The 20701-nt window shown below is 40.7% G+C and carries 19 protein-coding genes and 1 riboswitch (1 of these 20 running past the window's edge); of the genes, 1 reads left to right on the top strand and 18 read right to left on the bottom strand.

What is annotated here, in order from left to right; translation table 11 throughout:
- The 15 genes from IGJ17_RS07745 to IGJ17_RS07675 form a co-directional block, all read right to left on the bottom strand.
- On the bottom strand, positions 1-654 hold the full coding sequence (locus IGJ17_RS07745) for a phosphatase PAP2 family protein (protein WP_005236185.1): 654 nt from the start codon (positions 652-654) through the stop codon (positions 1-3).
- A complete protein-coding gene (locus IGJ17_RS07740; RefSeq protein WP_005236186.1) occupies positions 651-1844 on the bottom strand; it encodes an FtsW/RodA/SpoVE family cell cycle protein in 1194 nt (397 codons plus the stop codon). The genes IGJ17_RS07745 and IGJ17_RS07740 overlap by 4 nt, the downstream gene beginning before the upstream one ends.
- Positions 1822-2976, bottom strand: coding sequence for an FtsW/RodA/SpoVE family cell cycle protein (locus IGJ17_RS07735; RefSeq protein WP_008381965.1), 1155 nt, complete (start codon positions 2974-2976; stop codon positions 1822-1824). Before IGJ17_RS07735 ends, IGJ17_RS07740 begins: the two co-directional genes overlap by 23 nt.
- A 126-nt stretch (positions 2977-3102) precedes the next feature.
- A riboswitch (M-box (ykoK) riboswitch) is annotated at positions 3103-3278 on the bottom strand.
- A gap of 287 nt (positions 3279-3565) precedes the next feature.
- On the bottom strand, positions 3566-5461 hold the full coding sequence (locus IGJ17_RS07730; RefSeq protein WP_429961214.1) for an endonuclease MutS2: 1896 nt from the start codon (positions 5459-5461) through the stop codon (positions 3566-3568).
- Positions 5462-5820: 359 nt separating this feature from the next.
- Positions 5821-7350, bottom strand: a complete 1530-nt coding sequence (gene ahpF / locus IGJ17_RS07725; RefSeq protein ID WP_429961213.1) for an alkyl hydroperoxide reductase subunit F — start codon at positions 7348-7350, stop codon at positions 5821-5823.
- Positions 7351-7359: 9 nt separating this feature from the next.
- Positions 7360-7923, bottom strand: a complete 564-nt coding sequence (ahpC, locus tag IGJ17_RS07720; protein WP_005226227.1) for an alkyl hydroperoxide reductase subunit C — start codon at positions 7921-7923, stop codon at positions 7360-7362.
- Between the two features lie 308 nt (positions 7924-8231).
- Positions 8232-8435 (bottom strand): hypothetical protein, encoded by a 204-nt coding sequence (locus IGJ17_RS07715; protein WP_429961212.1) that lies wholly within the window; start codon positions 8433-8435, stop codon positions 8232-8234.
- Between the two features lie 152 nt (positions 8436-8587).
- Positions 8588-9547 (bottom strand): permease prefix domain 1-containing protein, encoded by a 960-nt coding sequence (locus IGJ17_RS07710; RefSeq protein WP_008381974.1) that lies wholly within the window; start codon positions 9545-9547, stop codon positions 8588-8590.
- Positions 9544-9876, bottom strand: a complete 333-nt coding sequence (locus IGJ17_RS07705) for a PadR family transcriptional regulator (protein ID WP_016612097.1) — start codon at positions 9874-9876, stop codon at positions 9544-9546. Before IGJ17_RS07705 ends, IGJ17_RS07710 begins: the two co-directional genes overlap by 4 nt.
- Positions 9877-10061: 185 nt before the next feature.
- Positions 10062-11033 carry a siderophore ABC transporter substrate-binding protein gene (locus tag IGJ17_RS07700; protein ID WP_008381977.1) on the bottom strand — a complete coding sequence of 324 codons (972 nt, stop codon included), beginning with the start codon at positions 11031-11033 and terminating at the stop codon, positions 10062-10064.
- Positions 11034-11058: 25 nt separating this feature from the next.
- Positions 11059-11817: an ABC transporter ATP-binding protein gene (locus IGJ17_RS07695; RefSeq protein WP_008381979.1), complete on the bottom strand. Its 759-nt coding sequence runs from the start codon at positions 11815-11817 to the stop codon at positions 11059-11061.
- On the bottom strand, positions 11814-12758 hold the full coding sequence (locus tag IGJ17_RS07690) for an iron chelate uptake ABC transporter family permease subunit (protein WP_086317367.1): 945 nt from the start codon (positions 12756-12758) through the stop codon (positions 11814-11816). The genes IGJ17_RS07695 and IGJ17_RS07690 overlap by 4 nt, the downstream gene beginning before the upstream one ends.
- Positions 12755-13705, bottom strand: coding sequence for an ABC transporter permease (locus IGJ17_RS07685; RefSeq protein WP_008381981.1), 951 nt, complete (start codon positions 13703-13705; stop codon positions 12755-12757). The genes IGJ17_RS07690 and IGJ17_RS07685 overlap by 4 nt, the downstream gene beginning before the upstream one ends.
- Before the next feature lie 635 nt (positions 13706-14340).
- Positions 14341-15705 carry an FAD-dependent oxidoreductase gene (locus tag IGJ17_RS07680; RefSeq protein ID WP_429961211.1) on the bottom strand — a complete coding sequence of 455 codons (1365 nt, stop codon included), beginning with the start codon at positions 15703-15705 and terminating at the stop codon, positions 14341-14343.
- Positions 15702-17171: a helix-turn-helix domain-containing protein gene (locus tag IGJ17_RS07675; protein WP_008381983.1), complete on the bottom strand. Its 1470-nt coding sequence runs from the start codon at positions 17169-17171 to the stop codon at positions 15702-15704. Before IGJ17_RS07675 ends, IGJ17_RS07680 begins: the two co-directional genes overlap by 4 nt.
- 162 nt (positions 17172-17333) lie before the next feature.
- Between IGJ17_RS07675 and IGJ17_RS07670 the strand changes: the two genes are divergently transcribed.
- Positions 17334-18437 carry an SLC13 family permease gene (locus tag IGJ17_RS07670; RefSeq protein ID WP_086317363.1) on the top strand — a complete coding sequence of 368 codons (1104 nt, stop codon included), beginning with the start codon at positions 17334-17336 and terminating at the stop codon, positions 18435-18437.
- Positions 18438-18568: 131 nt separating this feature from the next.
- On the opposite strand, the gene IGJ17_RS07665 is transcribed toward IGJ17_RS07670, so the two are convergent.
- The 3 genes from IGJ17_RS07665 to IGJ17_RS07655 form a co-directional block, all read right to left on the bottom strand.
- Positions 18569-19294, bottom strand: a complete 726-nt coding sequence (locus IGJ17_RS07665; protein WP_429961210.1) for a methyltransferase domain-containing protein — start codon at positions 19292-19294, stop codon at positions 18569-18571.
- Positions 19295-20302 carry a zinc-binding alcohol dehydrogenase family protein gene (locus IGJ17_RS07660; RefSeq protein ID WP_016619978.1) on the bottom strand — a complete coding sequence of 336 codons (1008 nt, stop codon included), beginning with the start codon at positions 20300-20302 and terminating at the stop codon, positions 19295-19297.
- Between the two features lie 71 nt (positions 20303-20373).
- A protein-coding gene (locus IGJ17_RS07655) for a hypothetical protein (RefSeq protein ID WP_429961209.1) crosses the window boundary here: on the bottom strand, positions 20374-20701 show its 3' portion. Its footprint extends 728 nt past the window's final position; 328 of the gene's 1056 nt are visible here — the last part of the coding sequence; the start codon falls outside the window, past its right edge; the stop codon is at positions 20374-20376.

Raw genomic sequence — 20701 nt, 5'->3', positions numbered from 1 at the left:
TTATCTCCCCCTAAGTACATATTTTTTGATTGAAAAGACGAAAGCATAGGTGATATAACTGATCCCACTTGCCAATAAAATACTTGCTAGCAAGTCGCTGGGATAGTGAACCCCAAATAGCAACCGACTCATCATAATCAGCAACAAATAGATCAATCCTAGAAATAGGGCCATGTTTTGGATAAAGTGACGCTTGCCTCTTTTGGCAGGAACTGTTTGCCCCAAGAAAAAGAGGAGAGAAATAATCAACGTGGTCGCTAATAATGTATGTCCACTCGGAAAACTTGCTGATGCCCGTTCCATACTGTCAGCAAAATCCGGTCTCGGTCGATCAACTACTTTCTTGATCACTTGACCAACACCACTGATCACAATCATATTCCCCATCAACCAAAGACTTTCTAACCGCTGCTTGCGCATAAATAAAATACTTGCTAACAGGAAATGAACGACAGCTATGGGAATGATCGTAGCCGTACTGGCAAGTGGGAGAAAAAGCGATTCCACAGCAGGTGTCCGCCATTGAGGCAACTGGGAAAACAGGTTGTCGATGCTTTGGAACCAGCGCGGTTCTAATGCAACGAGGAAAAACAGCCATGCAAAACAGCTGCAGAGTATTCCGCCTATCACTCCTTTTTTTGCTGTTTTACTCATGTTAAGCCCCTACTTTCTTTTAATGGATACGACCTATTTTTGGCTTTTATCGGAAATTTGTCTAACCCAAAGATAATTCCCATAGCAATGCTGATCGCAATCAGAGAGGTTCCTCCTTGACTTAAGAATGGTAAGGGAATGCCGGTTAAAGGCAGCAAACCGATCGCCGCTCCGATGTTTTCAAAAATTTGAAAAACCAAACCAAACACATAGGTAATCGCAATATAGACCGATGCTTTGTTATTTGTTTTTAAAGCAGCAAAAATGATTTGATAGATCAGATAGAAATAAAGGAAGATGACTAAAGTACTTCCTAAAAAGCCATACGTTTCTCCAATGACTGTAAAGATCATATCTGACTCCCGAACCGGCACATACACCGTTGTATGGGTATCAGGTGCCCCCAATAAGCCGCCAGAACCAATCGCCCACATACTGCGGACTTGTTGGAAAGCGATGGAATCTTGGTACGCGAGTGGATCTGCCCAGGCTCTCACCCGATCCAATTGATATTGTGAAAAGTGAAGGCGAAACAACACACGATTGCCCCATTCCGTGAATACGAGTAGCAACAAAATAGCACCAAGAGCGGCAATCAAACCGATCACGACGGTCAGTATTTTCCAATGAACACCGGAAATGATGAATAAGGCACCTAACATCACGATAAACACCAAACTCGTTCCAAAGTCCCGCTGCATAAACATCAATAAAAATGTGGGTAAGCTGTATAGCAGGATCTTAGTAACATAGATCAAATCGGATTTGATTGTTCGTTCTGCTTTACGTTTCTCATAGACTAAAGTGAGATAGACCATAAAGAGCATAAAGGCCACTTTCATAAACTCAGAAGGCTGAATCGTAAACGCACCAAATCTGATCCACCGTTTGGTGTGCGTTTGTTCAAACATCGTTTGATCGTAAAACCAATGAAGAGAGGCCATCAAACCAAGTGATAGTAAGTACAAAAGACCAGAAAAGCGGAGGAGTAAATTCGTAGGAATCAAACTCGTTACAAAAAGAGCAATCGCCGAAAGGATACAAAAGAGGATCTGCCGAAAAACAATCCCTGAAGGATCATTGCCATCCATCACAGAAGCCTGATGTTGTACCCAGATACTTAACAAAAACAGCAGGAAAATCGGCAGCAATAAAGCATAGTTTGCTTCATGTCGTTTGAGGAACTTCATTAAGTATACCCTCCTCTCGTTCTAGTTTCAGGCATAAACTGAAGGCAAATGAAAGAATAAAGTAACTGGAGCCACCATAACTAATGAATGGCAAAGGTACCCCCGTCATCGGCATCAACCCTAAAATACTGGCAATATTGATACTTGTTTGTAATAACAGCAACGTGCTGGTTCCCAATAATATTAAGCCAATCTGAGGATTTGCGATTGCCGCTGATCGTATAAACAGACGTAAAATGATTACGAATAATAAAGCGATGACAAAAATGCCGAAAATCAACCCTAATTCCTCTACTAAAACGGAGAAAATAAAATCAGTCTCTGCTACTGGTAAAAAGCCTTTCTTGGTGATGCTATTTCCTAAACCAAGGCCCGTAAGACCACCATTGAACAAAGCATAGTAGGAATGGATCATTTGGAATCCTTGATTATATGGGTCGGAAAATGGATCTCCCACTAATCGAATTCGGTTATACACATGCATAAACATGTGGGGCAATAAATCATTGTTTCCTAAAAAGAGGATCAACATAGCAACCAAGAACAGACTGATTAATAACCCGCCAAACAAAAGAGCCGTGAGTTTAACGGGTACCTGAACCGTGGTAATCATGATAAAAGCCAAGAAAAGTAAAATCATCACGCCGGCTACTTTTGGTTGAATGAGGATCAACACACAGCACAAAAATAAAACGAAAAGCGGACGTTTCATTTCCTGCAAGGTAGTTTTTGCTGATTGAAAGTAATGAGCAAGGTATAAGACCATGCCCACATTCACGATCTCTGAGGGCTGAAATTGTATCCCTACAATCGAGACCCATCGTTGCGCTCCATTGACAGAAACACCGAAAAACGGCAAACGTGCCAATAGTAAAGTAAAGACGCCAAATGCCAACAGACCGATCGCTAAATATTTACTGAGCAGAATCTCACGCCGTGTTCGCTGAATAATGAAAAGGAGCACCCAGCTGAGTAACAGAAAGACAAGCTGACGCATAAATAAGCTTGCTGGCGGCTGATCTCTCGTTAATAAACGATAAGAACTTGCACTATAAATCATTAAAAGACCGATAAGGCTCAATAGCAAATAAGCTATGATCAGCAGCCAATCGATCTTCTTTTTTTCTATCATTGCTTCCACTCCTCTTGCCTTGGAGTAGGTGTTCAGACGGTACCAGTTATTATGCCCTTTGAGCTTAGTCATCCATCAAAGAGAAAAGCAAAAAAGTCTCACTTCTCTTAGGACGTCAGACTTTGCTAGCAATCTCATCGTCCGAGTTTTAGCACTATACAACGTAAAGAAAGTTGTTCCCTTTCTTAGCTATTTTATGAAAAGCCTTAATCCGACAATTCCTGTTTTACACATTGGCGTCTTTCGACGTTTCTGCGCAATAGCTTATGTTTGTATAGGAGCCTCACCTAACAAGGTTATATGTTATTTTCAATCCACTATGAATGGTACCCTTCCTCGTATAAAGATACAACCCATTCTTTGTTATTTTTATTTTTCTTTAACTTTTCTTAAAGAATTTAGATATTTCGAGTAATTTCCGACATTTAAAGAAAAATCAATGGAAATCATTCGACCATCACTGGATTCCCTTCGATCATACACGTTATTAAAAAACGGTCATTTTCAAAAAAGACAGCTCTTTTTCTAAAACTCGAAAAAGAGCTGCTTTCTTGATTTTATACTCCCGCTCTAAATATATCTGTGCCGATCAATCCAATGATCGTTTGGCCTGACGCTCTTGCGCTGCTTTTCGTAACTGCTTTTGCGCTTTTTTAGACCCACGTTCAATATCTCGGGTAAATTTACGTTGGGCAAAATCGGAAAATAATTGATCTAGATCATAGCCGGCTGGATAGAGTGCTTCTCGTTTGGTGAGCAGTTGCAATCGCCGAGCAGCAACAACGAAACATTGTTTCTCAATATAAATCTTCGCTTGTCCCTGTTCCAAGTATTCATAAAAGACTCCCCGTTTTTCATGCTCTGCTGAAAAGACCTGGTCTCCCTTTTGAAAAATGTGCTCAGACTTTGTTTCCTGAGGATCGGTTCGTTTTCTGGACGTCTCAAAAGGCTGCTTCTCAAAAGAATAAGATTTATTCTTTAAATAGTCCTTTGCCGTTTGCACGACCTCAGCAGGAATCGCCATTTTTTCGGCGATCCAAAACGCATTACTTTCACCGACCGCATTGGTCAACAAGCGGTATTTCGGCGTCAGGGTCTTGGCATCAAAAGCCATCGCCGCTGTTTCAAAATCTTGGTGATCAAGAGCAAACTGCTTGATTTCACCATAATGAGTCGTGGCGATCATTAACGCCCCCGATCGATAGATCGATTCCATAATGGCGATCGCTAAAGCTGCCCCTTCATTTGGTTCAGTCCCGCTGCCAATTTCATCTAACAAAACGATACTGTTCCGGCTGGCATTCGTCATGATCTGTGCAATATTCGACATGTGTCCAGAAAAGGTACTTAAAGAATTTTCTAGACTTTGCTGATCCCCGATATCCATCCAAAGACTTTTTAAAAACGGCACGCTGCTGTTGCCATTATGCGCTGGAAACAAGCCGTAATGTGCCATCGCACAAACGAGTCCGACGGTTTTTAAGACAACCGTCTTACCACCAGCATTCGGACCTGTGATGACCATACATCGGTTCTCTTCTCCTAGTTTTAAAGATAGAGGAACAGCATCAGTGCCCAGTAAAGGATGCCGGACTTGATCAAGAAGCAAAACTTCTTCTTCAGTAATTGCTATCGGTTGACCATTGATTTCCCGACAATACTTTCCACGAGCAAAAATAATATCTAGTACCACTAAAATATCAAGACAGGCAAATACTGCATTCATTTGTTCGGCGATTGCCCCGGTCAATTCTGATAAAACTTGGTATTGGGCGGCCGTTTCTTCCGCCTGTGCCAAAATCAATCGATCATTCAGACGGGCAGCTGCCTCTGGTTCAATAAAAACAGTCGCGCGTTTATTAGAACGTTCGATGATCGTCCCTTTAATTTGCTGTTGAAATTCAGCACGTACCGGCAGCGTATAACGGTCGTTCTTTTTGATCACACGGTTTTCTTGCAGATAGCGACTTTCTTTAAAAAACTTTGCAAAAACTTTTTTTAAATCGGCCTCATATTTCTCAATTGCGCCACGAATTTTCCGTAATTCTCGGCTGGCGTTACTATCTACCTGACCATTGCGAATTTTTTGGAAAATCATTTCGGCGATTTCAGAAAAGTCGGCCAACCCCTGAGCATAGTGATGCAATCTTGGGGCAATTGATTGATTTTTCTCAAACAATTGACGGATGATTCGAAAAGACCGTAAAAAGTCTCCGTATTCAATCAATTCCTGCGGCTCCAATACAAAGCCTTTTTCAATCTTCTCCGTATGATGTAAGACATGCTGAAGCCCCATGAAAGGGACTTGACGTCCGGCGTCTAATAGCGCCATCGCTTCAGTTGTCTCAGACACTCGTTTTTGGGCGGAATGGATCGTAGCTGCTGGTTTTTCATTGGCAAAACGTGCTTTACCATAATCGCTGATTATTTTTTTACTTACTTGTTCTTTAATTTGTTCAAATTCAGTTGCTTGAGGTATCTTCATGAGTGATCCTTTCTTGTGCCTGAGGATCCCGGTAACATCCCCGTCCAAAAAAGTGTACAAAAAAAGCGATAGTCTCCCATCACCTGATTCATCAATAACGATTTTTATCGGTATCTACAGGCACAACAAATAAACAGTCTGTTTTTGCTTATTTGTTTTAATTAGCTGATTAGATACCTACGACACTCATTAATATACCTCTTTCTTTTTTGAACGAGTTTTTTTCATTGTAATATAGAAACTGTCCTTCTGTCAACTTCCTTCAAATCTCCTTCCCCTCAAAGAAAAAACGTCTCAGAAGCTACTAGAAGCTCCTGAGACGTTTCTGATCTAGATCAAATAATAAGCTACTTACCTACTTACGAGCGAATCAGGTAATCAAACGCACCTAATGCAGCAGTGGCACCTGAACCCATTGAAGTGATGATCTGTTTGTATACACTATCGGTACAATCTCCCGCTGCAAAGACCCCTTCAATGTTGGTTGCGCCATGTTTGTCCACCAAGATCTCATTGCGTTCATTTAAGACGACACGATCTTTTAACCATTCAGTATTCGGCATCAAGCCAATCAAAATGAAGACACCCTCCACAGCTAAAGTGAATTCACCATTCGTTTCACGATCAACGTAGGTCAATTGTTCGACATGATCGGATCCAACAATTTCCTTCGTTGCCGCATTCGTAATAACAGTCACATTATCTAACGTGTTCAAACGGTTTTGTAGCACAAGGTCCGCTTTTAGTTCTGGTAAAAATTCAAGAACATAGACATGTTTCGCCATGCCAGCTAAATCGATTGCTGCTTCGATCCCAGAGTTTCCGCCACCAATGACAGCAACCTCTTTCCCAGCAAATAACGGACCGTCACAATGCGGACAATAGGCAACACCTTTATTTTTGAATTCTTTTTCTCCCGGAACATTGATGTTGCGCCAGCGAGCGCCAGTTGCTAAAATGGCCGTTTTGGTTTTTAATACTGCACCATTTTCTAATTCAACTTCGATGACGTCATTGCGGCGAATATCTTTCGCACGCTGACCTTTCATCACGTCTACATTGTATTCGTTGATGTGCTCTTCTACCTGACGCATTAATTTTGGACCTTCGGTATAAGGGGTACCGATCATATTTTCGATCCCCAGGGTTTCCATTACTTGTCCACCCATTGTTTCGACAACCATCCCAGTATTGATGCCTTTACGCGCTGCATAAATCGCTGCGCTTCCGCCTGCAGGTCCGCCACCGACAACTAATACATCGAAAAGCTCTTTTTCAGCAAAGTCATCTTTACTCGTCGGACCAGCTGCTTTTTCCAACAACTGTTCGATCGTTTGTCGGCCGCTTGCAAATTCTTCCCCATCTAGAAAGACTGTTGGCACAGCCATAATTTTTTTCTTGTCAATTTCTTCTTTGAACATCCCACCTTCGATCATGGTGTGACTGATGGAAGGATTTAGCACTGCCATAATGTTTAACGCTTGAACAACATCAGGACAGTTATGGCAGGTCAAACTGACATAGGTTTCAAAATGTAATGGCTTATCGATCGCTTTGATGCGCTTTTGAAGTGCTTCATCAATTTTCGGCGGACGACCGCTTACTTGAAGCAACGCTAAAATAAATGAAGTGAACTCATGTCCTAACGGTAAACCAGCAAAAGCGATGCCGCTTTCTTCACCGGGACGATTGATCGAAAAGCTTGGTGTCCGTTCACTTGCTACAGCTTGAATCGTGATTTTTGACGACATTTCTGCGATTTCTTCTAAGAATTCACGTACTTTCGTTGAAGAATCATCCTCACCTAAAGTCGCCGCAAAAACAACCTCTGATTCTAGCATCGCTAGATATTGCGTCAGTTGGTCTTTGATTGCCTTATCTAATGCCATGAGAGCCTCCTAAATCTTGCCTACAAGGTCTAAGCTTGGCGTTAAAGTTTCTTCGCCTTCTTTCCATTTTGCAGGACATACTTCACCTGGATGGGTACGGACATATTGTGCGGCACGGATTTTATCGATCAAACCACTAGCATCACGACCGATACCATCCGCATTGATTTCAACCGTTTGTACCACACCATCCGGATCGATGATAAATGTACCACGTTGAGACAAACCTGATGCTTCGTCTAATACATCAAAGATTTCTGAGATCACATGAGAAGGATCAGCAATCATGATATATTCGATTTTATTGATTGCATCAGAGTGGTCATGCCACGCTTTATGTGTGTAGTGGGTGTCAGTTGATACAGAATAAACTTCTGCGCCTAATTCTTTTAATGATGCATATTGGTCTTGCAAATCCTCAAGTTCTGTCGGACAAACAAATGAGAAATCTGCAGGATAAAAACAAACAACGTTCCATTTTCCTTTAAAATCTTCTGATGAAACATCGATAAATTTTCCATTGTGGTAAGCTTTCGCTTCGAATGAACCAATCTCTTTTCCAATTAATGACATATCATTTCCTCCAATTAGAATAATTATTTGAGAATAATCTCTATTAATTATTAGTATATCTAACTACAAAATGCAATAGTTTATTCAGAAATAGTCAAAAAAAATGTTATCATCCTCAGAAATGAGCATATTTATTTTTTATCGAAAGCAAATGGAGTATAATAATAAGTTTGGCTAATCATTTCTAAGCAAAGTTCCTACCTGTTAGATTCTCAATTACATCTCTTATTCTCAATTAAACAAAAAAAGATTGCCTCTTCCTATGATTCCTCGCAATGGAAAGTGAGTCATAGAAAAAGACAATTTTTTTATTTAGTATTGAAATAGTTGAACAATCCACCGATCGTTCGCTCCTTCAATGTAATCCGCTTGCCGTCTAGAAAAACTTCTTCGACTGGGTAATGATCTTGAAAAGGTGGAACTTCCAAGTATTGACTTGCGAGAAAGCGCTCTGGGGATTCAATTATTGTTATTTCTTTGCTACCATTTTTCAGATAATGAATTTCTAACATATCCATTGCCTCTTTTCTTGTATTCTGAACTTTTGAAAAAGCATTGAGAGGATCTTATTTCTCGCTGTTCTTTTTGCTTGGTTCAGTTACAAGCCGTATTATAGTCTTCCTTTTTTTAAAAGTAAAGAAACCACTCTCGGTTGAAACATCTCTTATTTTTTGGCTTTTGTCTGACCGATAAAGTAGTCCTCTAAGACACCACCAATCACAAAAATGACCCAAGAGTATGCCCATGCATGAAACATGAAGGACCAAAGCATATAAACGACCAAAATCACTGGCCAGTAGACTGTTCGAAAAAAGGTAACTCTACCAGCGGATTCGCCATATTTATGACGTGTTGCTCGATCACCAAGATTCTCTTCGTCACGAATAAAATACGTCTCAGTTGCCAGCTTCGCAAAGCCTGTACGAATAATACTTACATAAATAATAAAGAACACACCCACTGCAACTGTCAAGAAAAACAAGGAAATACCAAACTCAACAGAATAATAAAACAATTCACTTAAAAGTACAGGCGCAATTGATAAAATACAGGCACCAATTCCTAAAACAAGACCAATACGAAAACTTTTTTCATAATTTGCTAGTTGCTGAGCGGCTTCTCGTTTGGCATCCCTTTTGATTGGTCGATCATCTAACTGCTTACGAGCACCGGAAAAGTGCAAACTGCTAGAGATGATAAAACCAACCCCGATGGCGATGAAAAGAAACATCACCATTATTCCAAAGGTCTCAGCATAAACACTAACAAAGAGCATTAGGGCTGCTAGGGAGGCGATACAAAAGCCGATTCCTATCGACAACGAAAAAGCAAAGTGCCGCACAGTTCCCCAATAATCAAACGCATCGTCTTCTGTGATGGCATCGGACCAATCATCAATCGGCTCTTCTTCTTTTGAAACATCTAACTCTTGCAGCAGTTCATCCACCGAACCAAACTCGCTGATCACCGCACCGATGGCTTCATGCTCACTTTTCCCTTGGTGAATCAGTTCCAAGTAATGGTCTTCCATAATCGCTAAAAGATCTTCTTTTGCCTTCTTCGTTTCCGGTGTGATGGGTACTGATAAAAATAAGCTGTCTAGATAGTCATGAATGGTTTTCATTTGTCTCCTCCTTGTAAGAACTGGTCAACGACGATCTTCGTCTGCTGCCACTCCAATAGTTTCTCCGAAAGGCTTGCTTTTCCGTCTGCAGTTATCTGGTAATAGGTCCGCTTTTTGCCATGTGTCACTTCTCCGGGATACGAACGGATCAATCCTTGTTTTTCTAACCGAGTAAAAGCGGAATACAACGTCGTTTCTTTGATCACATATAAAGCATCTGTTCCTTCACGAATACGCTTGGATATTTCATATCCATAAGAGTCTTCTTTCGAAAGAATGGATAAAATGATTGCGTCGTTATAGCCGCGAATTCCGTCACTCGAGATCACGCAATCGCCTCCTAAATTACTTCATCTGTCGTACTAATTATAAATCAATTACTACGACAGGTAAAGTAAAGCTGGATAACTTGTCAAAAATCAGTCGCAGGTCCTAGAAACAGTTTGAATAAAAAGACACGCTTTCTCAGTAAACTGATAAGCGTGTCCCTTATTACTTAATTTTTTTCACCTATTTATTCAACGGCTGGCTTGACATCATCCATCATCAATTGGATCGACTCCAATCCGGAACCAGCTAAATACCAAACCGCAGCATCCAATTCAATCACTTGATCGTTTTGCCCTGCATTTGTTTCTTGAACAATTTCATTTGCAACAAATTCACTTTCGCTTTCATTGCCACCGATCGCTTTTGTCCGATCGATCACGAAAATGACATCAGGATTTTTTTCAAGCAAGTACTCATAAGAAATACTTTGTCCATGTGTCGACGCCTCTAATTCCTCATCTACTGCTGGGAAACCAAACGTGTCATACAAGATACTGTAACGAGAACCTGGACCAAAAGCAGAAAGATTGCCTTCATTTACCATAACAACCAAGGCTTTCTCGTCAGCATTTTGCGCTTGCTCCTTCAAGGTATCAATCTGACCTTGTAACGATGCTAGTTGTTCTTGCGCTTCCTCTTCCTTACCAAAAATTTGACCAATGGTCGTAATGTTGGCTTCGATCGATGCCCAAGTATCACTATTGTCAACGCTTAAGAAAACGGTTGGCGCGATTGCAGACAATTCCTCTTGGAAATCACGTTGTCGACCAGAAATAATGATTAGGTCTGGCTGCAGTTGATTGATTTTTTCTAAATCAGGCTCTTTGATTCCCCCTGCTGATTCAACATCCGCATACGCTGATAAATAATCTGGCAAATTGCTGGTTGCGGCAGCAACGATTCGATCCCCAAGGCCAAGTGCATCCATCGTATCTAATGCACTGTTGTCAAAGACAACAACTTTTTCCGGCGCATAAGGAACAGTGACAGTCCCATTGCTGTCCGTAATCTCGACTTCTGTCGGCGTTTGTGTACTTTCTTCTACTTGGGTTTGAGCTGTACCCGTTGAATCTGTTGTCCCTGTATTATTCGAGCCGCAAGCGGTCAACCCCGCTAATACGAAAATACTCATAAAACTTACTGCTATTTTTTTCATTTTTTCCTCCTTTGAAACATATTTTTTATTGGAAGGTGTAGCAAAATTGCCGCCCATCCACTTGTACCAGTTTGATTGGAATCTCATACAATGATTCTAATAGTTGTTCTTGAATCACTGCCTCTGTGTCAGCCGCTTTAAAAATCTGACCATCTTTCATCGCGACGATGTGATCGGCATACCGTGCTGCAAAATTAATGTCGTGCAAAACGATCACAACAGTTTTCTGATAGTCTTCCACCAAGGTTGTCAATAGCTTCATCAGCTGGTTGGCGTGTTTTAAATCTAAATTGTTTAACGGTTCGTCCAAGAGTAGATAATCTGTATCTTGGGCTAAAATCATCGCCAAGTAAACTCGTTGTAACTGACCACCAGAAAGTTCATGAATCGATTGATCACTATATTCGGTTAGAGATAACTTAGACAAAGCGTCATCAATGATCCCATCATCTGCTGCCGATTGTCGCCCCCGGTTATACGGATAGCGACCAAATGCCACCAGTTCTCTTACAGTCAGATTGACGGCATAGCGATTGCTTTGCTGCAAAAAAGCCATTTTTTTTGCTAGCTCTTTGGACTTCCATTGACGAATCTCCGTTCCATCCAGATAAATATCACCGGTGCGTTGATCCAACATCCGACTGACTAAAGAAAGCAAGGTACTTTTTCCGGCACCATTGGGCCCGATGAAGGCAATCATTTTCTGTTCCGGCAACGCTATGGAACATTCCGTCAAAACTTGTGTTTTTGCATAATTCTTGGATACATTTTTGGTTTCGATCATGATTTTTTCCTTTCCAGCAGCAATTTGCTTATAAAGAAGATACCGCCTAATAATTGGATCACGGTGCCGATGGTCGTTTGCCATTGAAAGACCTGTTCCACTAGGAATTGACCTCCTACCAACAGGAGAAAACCAATCAAACTCCCACCGAAAAACAACCAGCCGTGACGATAAGTTGGGAAAAGCTGATAGGTGATCGTTGCCACCACAAAGCCTAGAAAAACTGCTGGACCAACTAAAGCAGTGGCGGTGCCTGTCAGTAAAGCAATCAAAAATAAGACACCTTTATGAAGCCATTGAACAGATACACCTAAACTTTTGGCTTGCCCACTTCCTAAATGGAGCAAATTCAATTCTGGAATCAGCAGAACCAGACAGATACTCCCTAGCAAAATGATCGCGGCAGCAATCAGTAGATGCTGGGTATTGATATTGCCAAAGCTGGCAAACAAACGACCTTGTAGTAAATCATATTCATTTGGATCCATCAACACTTGCAGAAAGGTGCTGAGACTACCGAACATCGTGCCACAGACCATCCCTGCCATCAATAACAAAAACAACCCAGCGACTGCTTTTTGATAGAAAAAGCCAATTAAGAAGCTACCTAGAACGGCAGTTAAGCCGACAGAAAACAAAAACATCGTTGCTGTTTCTTGGCTCAGCATCTGAATTCCGCCGATAAAAAAGAAACAAAGGGTTTGAACAAGAACATACAGTTGGTCCAAGCCTAAAATTCCAGGGGTCAGATAGCGATTGCTTGTCAGTGTCTGTAAGGTGATGGTACTAAAGGAGATGGCGATTGCAACTAAGGCAAAAGCCAAGATTCGGCGTCCCCTTAATGCAAAAGCAAATGACCAGTTTCCATAGGTGTTATAGGTCAGATAGGCACCACATGCACAAAGGATCAGAAACAACAAAAGAAAGAGTTTTTTCTTCATCGAAATTTCCTCCCCAGAAGCAAAATCAAGAAACAGCAGCCACCCAGTACGCCGGCAACAACACTGACTGGCATTTCATAAGGTGCGATGACGATTCTCGCCAATACATCACACAATAGCAAGAACGCGCTTCCGGCAAAGCTGATCAAAAGCAGATTGTTTTTCAAATGATCCCCAAAAACCATGCCGATCATATTTGGGATAACGATCCCTAAAAAAGGAATTTGCCCCACAGTCAATAAAACGATACTGCTAGCAAACGCCACCAGCGCAAATACAGCAAAACGCAAGAACAAGTAATTGATTCCCAGACTCTTAGCCGCACTTTCTCCTAAACCGGCGATCGTGATCTCATAAGCCAAGAAATACAATAGACCGAAAACGGGAATCGTCAAATACAAAAGTTCATACTGTCCAACCATAATGGTGGCAAAATTTCCTTGCAGCCAAGAAGAAACGTTTTGAACCAATTGGAAGCGATAGGCTAAGAAGCTACTGATAGCGCCGATGATATTACCGAACATCACCCCTGTTAAAGGCAGCATCATTGGATCTTTCTTTGGTAGAAATTGGCTTAAAAATAAAAAGAACAACACACCTGCGTAGGCAAACACAAATGCTGCTGTAGTGCGAATCAAATTTGAGGCATTTGGTAGAAAGAGCATAACCAGCAAAATTCCTAAACGGGCGCTATCCGTCAGTCCAATCGACTCCGAGGCCACAAATTTATTTTGCATCATGTGTTGCATAATTTTTCCACAGATACTAATGATCCCACCTGCAATGATCAAACTGATCGTCCGTGGAAGCCTAACTTTTACCAAAACAAGCCAATGATTCGGATCACCCTGCTGTAAACCTGATAAAGACAATTCATGGGTGCCTGCCAACAAGGAGCAACCCACTAGAAGAACAAAGATCAGCAGTAATCCGATTTTTTTAAACATGCCCCGCCCTCCTTATTGAGAATGATTCTCACTCTCTTTAATAGGGTAACGTATTTCACTTAAAATCACAAGAATTTTTTTAAAAAAATCCCTTTCCTATCGCAATTTCGAAAAAATGAGTGTGTAAAGAAAAGGATTATGTGATGTTTTTCTCTTATATCCTTGCGAGAAAACTTATTTTTATCTCAATATTGTCTATTTTATTGCTTTAATTATAAAATGCTCGCTCATACTATATTCATTTTATGAGGATCATTCAATAACAGATCACTTAGATTTGCAATTATTTTTATCTATTGAAACCCTTGTAAAGCCAGCACTTACTGATACAATGGTGATGTAAATTTTCAGATAAAAGCAAATGACGCGCCGTCTCCTCCACCTAAACACCATTCGTCTATCGATAAGAATTTGTGAGTAAAAACAGTTTAGTCGTGGAACGAGTTTTATAGTTTTCGTTTTGAGTTTCTTCTTCCAAAAAATCATGATACCAGTTGAATTCAATCTCCGACAAAAGCCTACCTATTTTCAATACGCGATACCAGTCACTGATTGTAATCGATAGTCTCTCCCGATTATCTGTAATTAAAAAAAATAAACCTACGATCATCGCAGGTTTATCAAGAGTTATTATTTTACTTTAACAAGCCATCAAGGGCTAATTGATTCAAAAAGTGCAAAGGGAAAGAAATGGTTGGATTGAAAAAGTAATCCATTGTCGCTAGTTGGTGCAAGGTCGTCTTGCTATTGATCAAGGTTGAGATCGTATTGATGATCTCCAAACTTCCACGATCACTCGTAATGATTTGTCCCCCCATGATCACTTTCGTTTGCTGATCAAAAATCAGTTTTAACGTTACTTCAAAATCCTCATCTGTCGCGAAAAATGTCCGAGAATGAAATGTTTGCGTCACTGAATCTACTTCAAAGCCGTAATACGGTGCCTCGGTCTCATTAATACCTGAACTGCTGACGAAATAGCCAAACAATTTACTGACGACGGTCCGTTGCATTTTTGGAAAAGGAATTTTCGTTGTTCCCCGTTCATTTGCCAATAAATTGGTGGCAGCAACGATCCCGGTGCGGTAAGCATTCGTTACTAAAGGAATATACAAGGAGCTATCCGAATGATTAAATGGGATCGAAACAAGGTCCCCAATTGCATAAATCGCTGGGTCAGACGTTTGCAAATACTCATTTGTCGATACCGTGCCATCCAGATTTAGTTTTAGAAAATCTTCTACTAACGCGACATTTGGACGTGGATTGACAGCATAAACGACCACGTCAGCTTGAATCTTCGTTCCATTTGACAGCTCAATACCTTGATAATCGCCTTTCTCATTTTTGATCGTATGAGCGACATTGCTGTTAAGATAGATCTGCAAATTTTTGGGAAAGCGTTCCATCAAAATTTTGGCAATTTCATGATCAAAATAACGGAACAACAGTGTGTCCATGCGATCGATCAAATGAACGGCTTTTTGTTGTCCGCTTAAAGATTCCGCTAATTCAAACCCGATCAGACCAGCACCGACGATCGCAACGGTTTGGGCATTCTCAATTTTTTCTAATGCTTGCTTTGATTGACCAATGGTTTTGTAGGTCGTTATATGTGCTTCGACATCTGAGGCAAACTCCGAACGGAAAGTACTCGATCCCATCGCCAAAATCAAGCCATCATAACTCACTTCGTCTTCTTGCTGATAAGATTCCGTTGATGTGACAAAATGAACCGTTTGTTCTTGCGGAAAGATTTTTGTGACTTCACTGTTTAACATCACATTGATTCCTTCAGAAAGAAGCTCACTCGCAGTTGCCGTTCGGGAATCTTCCAATCGTTGAATGTAGCCTTCCAGCACTAAATTCAAACTGCTAGCAACATAACCCAGAACGCTTGATTTTTCAATAATTATCACATCGACTTTTGGGTCAACTTTTTTTAAATGACGGGCAGCAGCAATTCCTGCATGAGAGCCTCCAATAATCACTATTCTCATATCTTTTCCAACTCGCTTTCAAGGTTCTCATTGCGTATTTCATCCACGATTTGATGAAGCCGCTCTTCTTCAAATGGGGTTGCCCCACCTGTTAAAATCAATCGTTTTTTATAACGATAGCCTTCCGAGATCTCAGAATGATCAACGATCAATAAATCATAATCCTTCTCCTTCGTCCCCTCAAAATGAATATTCGGATAGCCAGCCAATTCTTTGATCAAAAAACGCCGCAAAAAGCCACTGCGTAATCGTGATTGAGTCAACAAAATGCCGACCGTAAATGCTTTTTCCTGTTTTACTTGAATCCATTGACGGATCAAAAGCAATTCATTGGTCAAATGCTGCTTTTTCTCAAGAGAAAAGGACTGGTTTACGTTTTTCTCCAACTGTTCGATTGCTTGCTGTGCCACTTCAATCAAGCTCTCATTCGCAACACTTTGCGGCTGAAATTCAGCAAAGGCAATAATGCCGCCATGAATATACAACGCTTGGATCGTCACACTCGTCAAGAAGACGCATAATTCCGTAGAAGTTTCTGTAGTCTTTCTCTCACTATCACCAATTGCCTGCAGCAGCTCCCCATTTAACGCATCGATCTCTTGGAAGAAAAGTGATTTTTGCAAGGAGTCATCCAGTGAAGGGCGAATCAAGCCTTCAGCTAATAAAAATAAATAGAAATAAACCGTTTCATAATCGCTCCAGGATACGGCAAAACGACTGAGATAGCGTCCTAATATATTCCGCAAAAGCTGGAACATCGCTTCATTTTCCAATGACTTCAACAATGGATACGATGCTTCATGCTGCTGCGAGCCACGATAATCAAAACGGGCTTCCATAATACCTAACCACAGCCCGACTTTCCAGCGTTCGGATTGACTAAACGTTGTCTGTAGCTGTTTTTCGATTACTCGAATCAAATTGTTGATGGCTGGTGCATTCAAGCGAGCGATCAATTCTTCATTGGGATAACTTTGTGAAAAAAACTGATAATAGAAAAAGCGAATCTGTTTTTCATCCCCAAGCAATTTTTTATTTTTTAATTGGATGTCGAATTCTTTCAATAACTGATTGATGGCTTTGAATCGACGAAACAATGAAGCTTCACTCAACATCAGTTCTAACATCATTTTCGTCGTTGACTCATCTCGATGAAAAAACAAATACGACAATATCTGAAAATCGATTGCTTCTGAAAGATACGCATAAAAGAATTTTTTTAGTGAGAAATCAAGCGGAAGTGTTAACTGTACTTGATCATTTTCTAAATAAGTCAATGCCGCATCCTCATGGAAAGCGACTAAATTTTGATGAAGATTTTGAAGTTCTTTTTGCAAAGTGGGTGCGGAAATGGATAATGTTTTTGCAAGTTTCTTGTAAGAGATTTCTGAGCCGTTCTGAAAAAAAACAGCTAAAATTTGAAAATGAACCTGCTGATTTTTTTCAAGCAGCTGCATAACATTCATTTTTGAACCTCCTTCACCTTTCACATACTAATTTCCCAATTAATGGGTCGTTTGTCAACTATAAAAATTGCCTGAATGCCTTTGAGTTATATGGAAAAAGCGTTATTTATTGTTCCTAAAGCGCGGGAATGGTAAAATTCTTGAGAAGAAAGGTGGTGAACTATGGGAAAACGAATGTTAGCATTTTTTCGAACGGATCGATTATTTTCGATTTCCCTGTTACTAGCACTCATTGCGTGTTTTTTCGGCACCTTCCGTTGGTCATTTATTGACTTTAAAGTGATTTTATCACTGTTTGGGTTGATGTTAGTAATCAATGGGTTAGAAGAAGCTGGTCTTTTACGAGCATTTGGACAAAAATTAGTGGAAAAAAGTCGCAATCTGCGTGACTTGATCCGTTCAATCGTCTTGCTAAGCTTCTTCAGTTCGATGTTTTTAACAAACGACGTGGCTATCTTAACATTATTGCCCATCTACTTACTCTTAACGAGGAAAGAACAACAGCGCACCAGTGTCTTATTAGGCGCTGTCTATTTGATTGTGGCAGCCAATTTAGGAAGCAGCCTGTTTCCATTTGGAAATCCGCAAAATCTATTTTTATTTTCTTACTATCAGATTTCGCTGCCACAATTCATGTGGACTACCGGCACCTTTGTGGGACTTTCTTTGCTATTACTCCTTGTTTCGATCCAGCTCATCCCAAAGACTCCATTGGAAATCGCCCTGCAAGAAGAGCCCTTTGAAAAAAAGCCAGCGCTGCTCAATGCAGGATTATTTGTCCTTATGATTCTTGGTATTTTTAGTGTTCTACCTATTTCAATCGCTGTGCTCGTCGTCGCAGCCGTGGTTTGGTTTAGCAACAAACGATTATTCGCAAAAGTTGATTATCGGTTACTACTTACCTTCCTCTGCTTCTTCTTGATCGTTGGGAATATTCAAGACCAACCTTTGGTCACCGATCACATTCGACCATATTTTCAAGAAACACATCGCGCTTTTTTAGGTAGTATTTTACTCTCCCAAGGAATATCTAACGTTCCTGCAGCGATTTTGATTGCTCCTTTCACCGATTTAGAAAAAGCCGTTCTTTTGGGCGTCAATGTGGGTGGTTTGGGTACATTGATTGCTTCTTTGGCGAATTTGATTGGGTACAAATTACTGAAACAAGCCAGACCCAAAGAAGCGGGAATGTTTCAAAAGCTATTTTTTATCGTTAACGTCGTTTTTTTACTGTTATTAGGCAGTATCGTCTACCTTTTATTGTAGTAAATTCACTGTAAAACGAGATACCAGCATAAGATGTTTCCAGTCAGCAGTCAACAGAACCCTACTTGCTGTACCTGTTTCTTGATCTTATGTCAGAATCTCGTTTTTTGATGTCTATTGTGTGATTTCTCCTAGGCTAAGAGAAGCTCAAAGGTGATTTTCGTTTGGCTTTCGACAGTCAATGCCTCACCAAAGACATGTTGAACCATTTCTTGCCGCTGTTCCAATGAATACTCCTCCTCAAAATAAAGATGAAATAATTCTTGATCGATCTCTTCCTTCAAAATATACTCGAATTGCCGACTCTGCCAATCGATCGCTTCTTCTGTAAACCACTTCTTGTAACAAGTATTTAGGTTCAGATCGTTCTTCGCTGAATGATTTTTTTCATAAGGCTGAAACACGTTCTCTTCTTCTGCGATCATTCTTAGAATAATTAATTGATGGGCCTTTCTTTGAAACTGAAGCAAGGTTTCTTTGTCTCTGACTGCTGGATTCATTGCCATAAAAATACAGGGCCAGTGCTGGTCTGCAGATAAAAAGTCTTTTTGGCTCTGCTGAACCAGATGGAGCTTGCTCATCGGATCTTCCATCGGATCTTCCATCGTTTCTTCGATGATTTTTAACATTTCTTTTGAAAAATCAATTGCGTAATACTCATCTACATAAGGATAAAAAGCTGAAATGTAGCGACCAGTGCCCGCAGCAAAGTCAACGAAGGTCGATATCGGGAACACTTTCTGCTCCACCAAAAAAGCTGCTGCCTCTTCGGCAATTTTCAATTGGGATTCTCTTTGAATTTGCGCATATTCTTGCGCAAATTCATCCCAAAACAGCATCGCTTCCTCTTCTTCCATCTAGCGGACGCCTCCCGTGATCACTGTTTTTCCTTTTGTTCCTTGCTCAACCGCTTTTGTAGCGTGCTTTAAGGTCTCGATGGTAATTCCTCCATCAAACGTTTGGACCGCAGTCGTATGGATCTTTTTGTCAGCGAGCAACGAGGCGATCCGTTGCAAAATGCCCCCTTGTGTTTCAATCATCAACTGAGCATCTGTTTTTGTGAACATATACTCCCAATAAAAATCGATGCCGAGGTTTTTAAATGGATTTAAATCTAGCGCTTCTTTCGTATTCACGATCATTCCGACTTTGCCAAATGGCAAGATTGCTTTCGTTAATTGTGGCAAATAGGCCGAGGCGTCATAAAAAAGTGCAACGGCTGAAAAAGGTTCAGTGATTTGTTCAGCTAACGGCAAGCGGTGATTCAGTACCTGATCCACTTGATTGTCTTTAAGCCACTGATCGTTCTTAGGACTCGCAGTGCCATAGACTGTCAATCCTGCCCATTTTGCTAGTTGCGCCGCAATCGAGCCAACACCACCGCTGGCATTGACCAATAAAATTGATCCTTCATTCGCGTTTTCTTCAGGCACATACCCAAATTTTTCAAAAAGCAATTCCCACGCTGTAATACTCGTTAATGGCATAGCTGCAAGATCACCGTCAGAAAAGCCGGCTGGCGCCTTTGCTGCGATTCGAAAATCAACGACTTGAAACCTTTGATTCGCACCAGGTCGTTGTGTGGTTCCAGCATAAAACACCCGATCACCAACGGCAAAGCCATTAACTGCTGAGCCGATTTCATGTACTATACCTACTGCATCATATCCCTGGATATGGAATTTCTCACTTAAAGTGGTTGTTTGGCGGCGTTTCGTGTCAATTGGATTCACAGAAACAGCTTGCACTTCCACCAATAGATCGTTTGCCTGACAAGTTGGCATTGGAAATTCCTTTTCAATAAATACTTCTGGATCATCTAAAGATCGTCCTTCATAAAAACCTAGTGCTTTATTTATCATCATACTGCTCCTTCCAAAAAAAGTGCTGAATAGTTATAAAAACCATTCTAGCACTTTTAACCAATTTAGAACATTTATTCTTCACCTTGAACGACAAGCGGAACCAAAAACGGATAACTTGTGAAGAAATCCAATAAAGATCGCTTCCATTGATCCGAGTCAATCGTGAGTAACGTTGATTCTGTGTACAAATGAATCGTCAAACGCTGATTTTTATCAAGCAGAACAAGGATCTCGCCTTTGTTTTCTGTGATAAAATCATACGACTGATTCTCCATCGTGATGATGAAAATTTGGTCAAGGACTTCCGCTGCAACAGGAAAATCTGTTTCCATATCGACAGCTAAGGTTTGGGTATTGTCGATCAAACTTGGCGAGACAGTAAAATCCAATTCTTTTAAA

The sequence above is a fragment of the Enterococcus sp. DIV1096b genome (genome assembly GCF_050498765.1).
Taxonomy (GTDB): Bacteria; Bacillota; Bacilli; order Lactobacillales; family Enterococcaceae; genus Enterococcus_D; species Enterococcus_D entomosocium.
The sequence above is the reverse complement of the archived record's forward strand: the minus strand, read 5'-3'. Positions and strand labels throughout refer to the sequence as shown.

Excerpts from the sequence above, each read along its gene's own strand:
- IGJ17_RS07745 (WP_005236185.1), bottom strand. The coding sequence starts at position 654 with ATGAGTAAAACAGCAAAAAAAGGAGTGATAGGCGGAATACTCTGCAGC.
- IGJ17_RS07740 (WP_005236186.1), bottom strand. The coding sequence starts at position 1,844 with ATGAAGTTCCTCAAACGACATGAAGCAAACTATGCTTTATTGCTGCCG.
- IGJ17_RS07735 (WP_008381965.1), bottom strand. The coding sequence starts at position 2,976 with ATGATAGAAAAAAAGAAGATCGATTGGCTGCTGATCATAGCTTATTTG.
- IGJ17_RS07730 (WP_429961214.1), bottom strand. The coding sequence starts at position 5,461 with ATGAAGATACCTCAAGCAACTGAATTTGAACAAATTAAAGAACAAGTA.
- ahpF (WP_429961213.1), bottom strand. The coding sequence starts at position 7,350 with ATGGCATTAGATAAGGCAATCAAAGACCAACTGACGCAATATCTAGCG.
- ahpC (WP_005226227.1), bottom strand. The coding sequence starts at position 7,923 with ATGTCATTAATTGGAAAAGAGATTGGTTCATTCGAAGCGAAAGCTTAC.
- IGJ17_RS07715 (WP_429961212.1), bottom strand. The coding sequence starts at position 8,435 with ATGTTAGAAATTCATTATCTGAAAAATGGTAGCAAAGAAATAACAATA.
- IGJ17_RS07710 (WP_008381974.1), bottom strand. The coding sequence starts at position 9,547 with ATGAAAACCATTCATGACTATCTAGACAGCTTATTTTTATCAGTACCC.
- IGJ17_RS07700 (WP_008381977.1), bottom strand. The coding sequence starts at position 11,033 with ATGAAAAAAATAGCAGTAAGTTTTATGAGTATTTTCGTATTAGCGGGG.
- IGJ17_RS07695 (WP_008381979.1), bottom strand. The coding sequence starts at position 11,817 with ATGATCGAAACCAAAAATGTATCCAAGAATTATGCAAAAACACAAGTT.
- IGJ17_RS07690 (WP_086317367.1), bottom strand. The coding sequence starts at position 12,758 with ATGAAGAAAAAACTCTTTCTTTTGTTGTTTCTGATCCTTTGTGCATGT.
- IGJ17_RS07685 (WP_008381981.1), bottom strand. The coding sequence starts at position 13,705 with ATGTTTAAAAAAATCGGATTACTGCTGATCTTTGTTCTTCTAGTGGGT.
- IGJ17_RS07680 (WP_429961211.1), bottom strand. The coding sequence starts at position 15,705 with ATGAGAATAGTGATTATTGGAGGCTCTCATGCAGGAATTGCTGCTGCC.
- IGJ17_RS07675 (WP_008381983.1), bottom strand. The coding sequence starts at position 17,171 with ATGAATGTTATGCAGCTGCTTGAAAAAAATCAGCAGGTTCATTTTCAA.
- IGJ17_RS07670 (WP_086317363.1), top strand. The coding sequence starts at position 17,334 with ATGGGAAAACGAATGTTAGCATTTTTTCGAACGGATCGATTATTTTCG.
- IGJ17_RS07665 (WP_429961210.1), bottom strand. The coding sequence starts at position 19,294 with ATGGAAGAAGAGGAAGCGATGCTGTTTTGGGATGAATTTGCGCAAGAA.
- IGJ17_RS07660 (WP_016619978.1), bottom strand. The coding sequence starts at position 20,302 with ATGATGATAAATAAAGCACTAGGTTTTTATGAAGGACGATCTTTAGAT.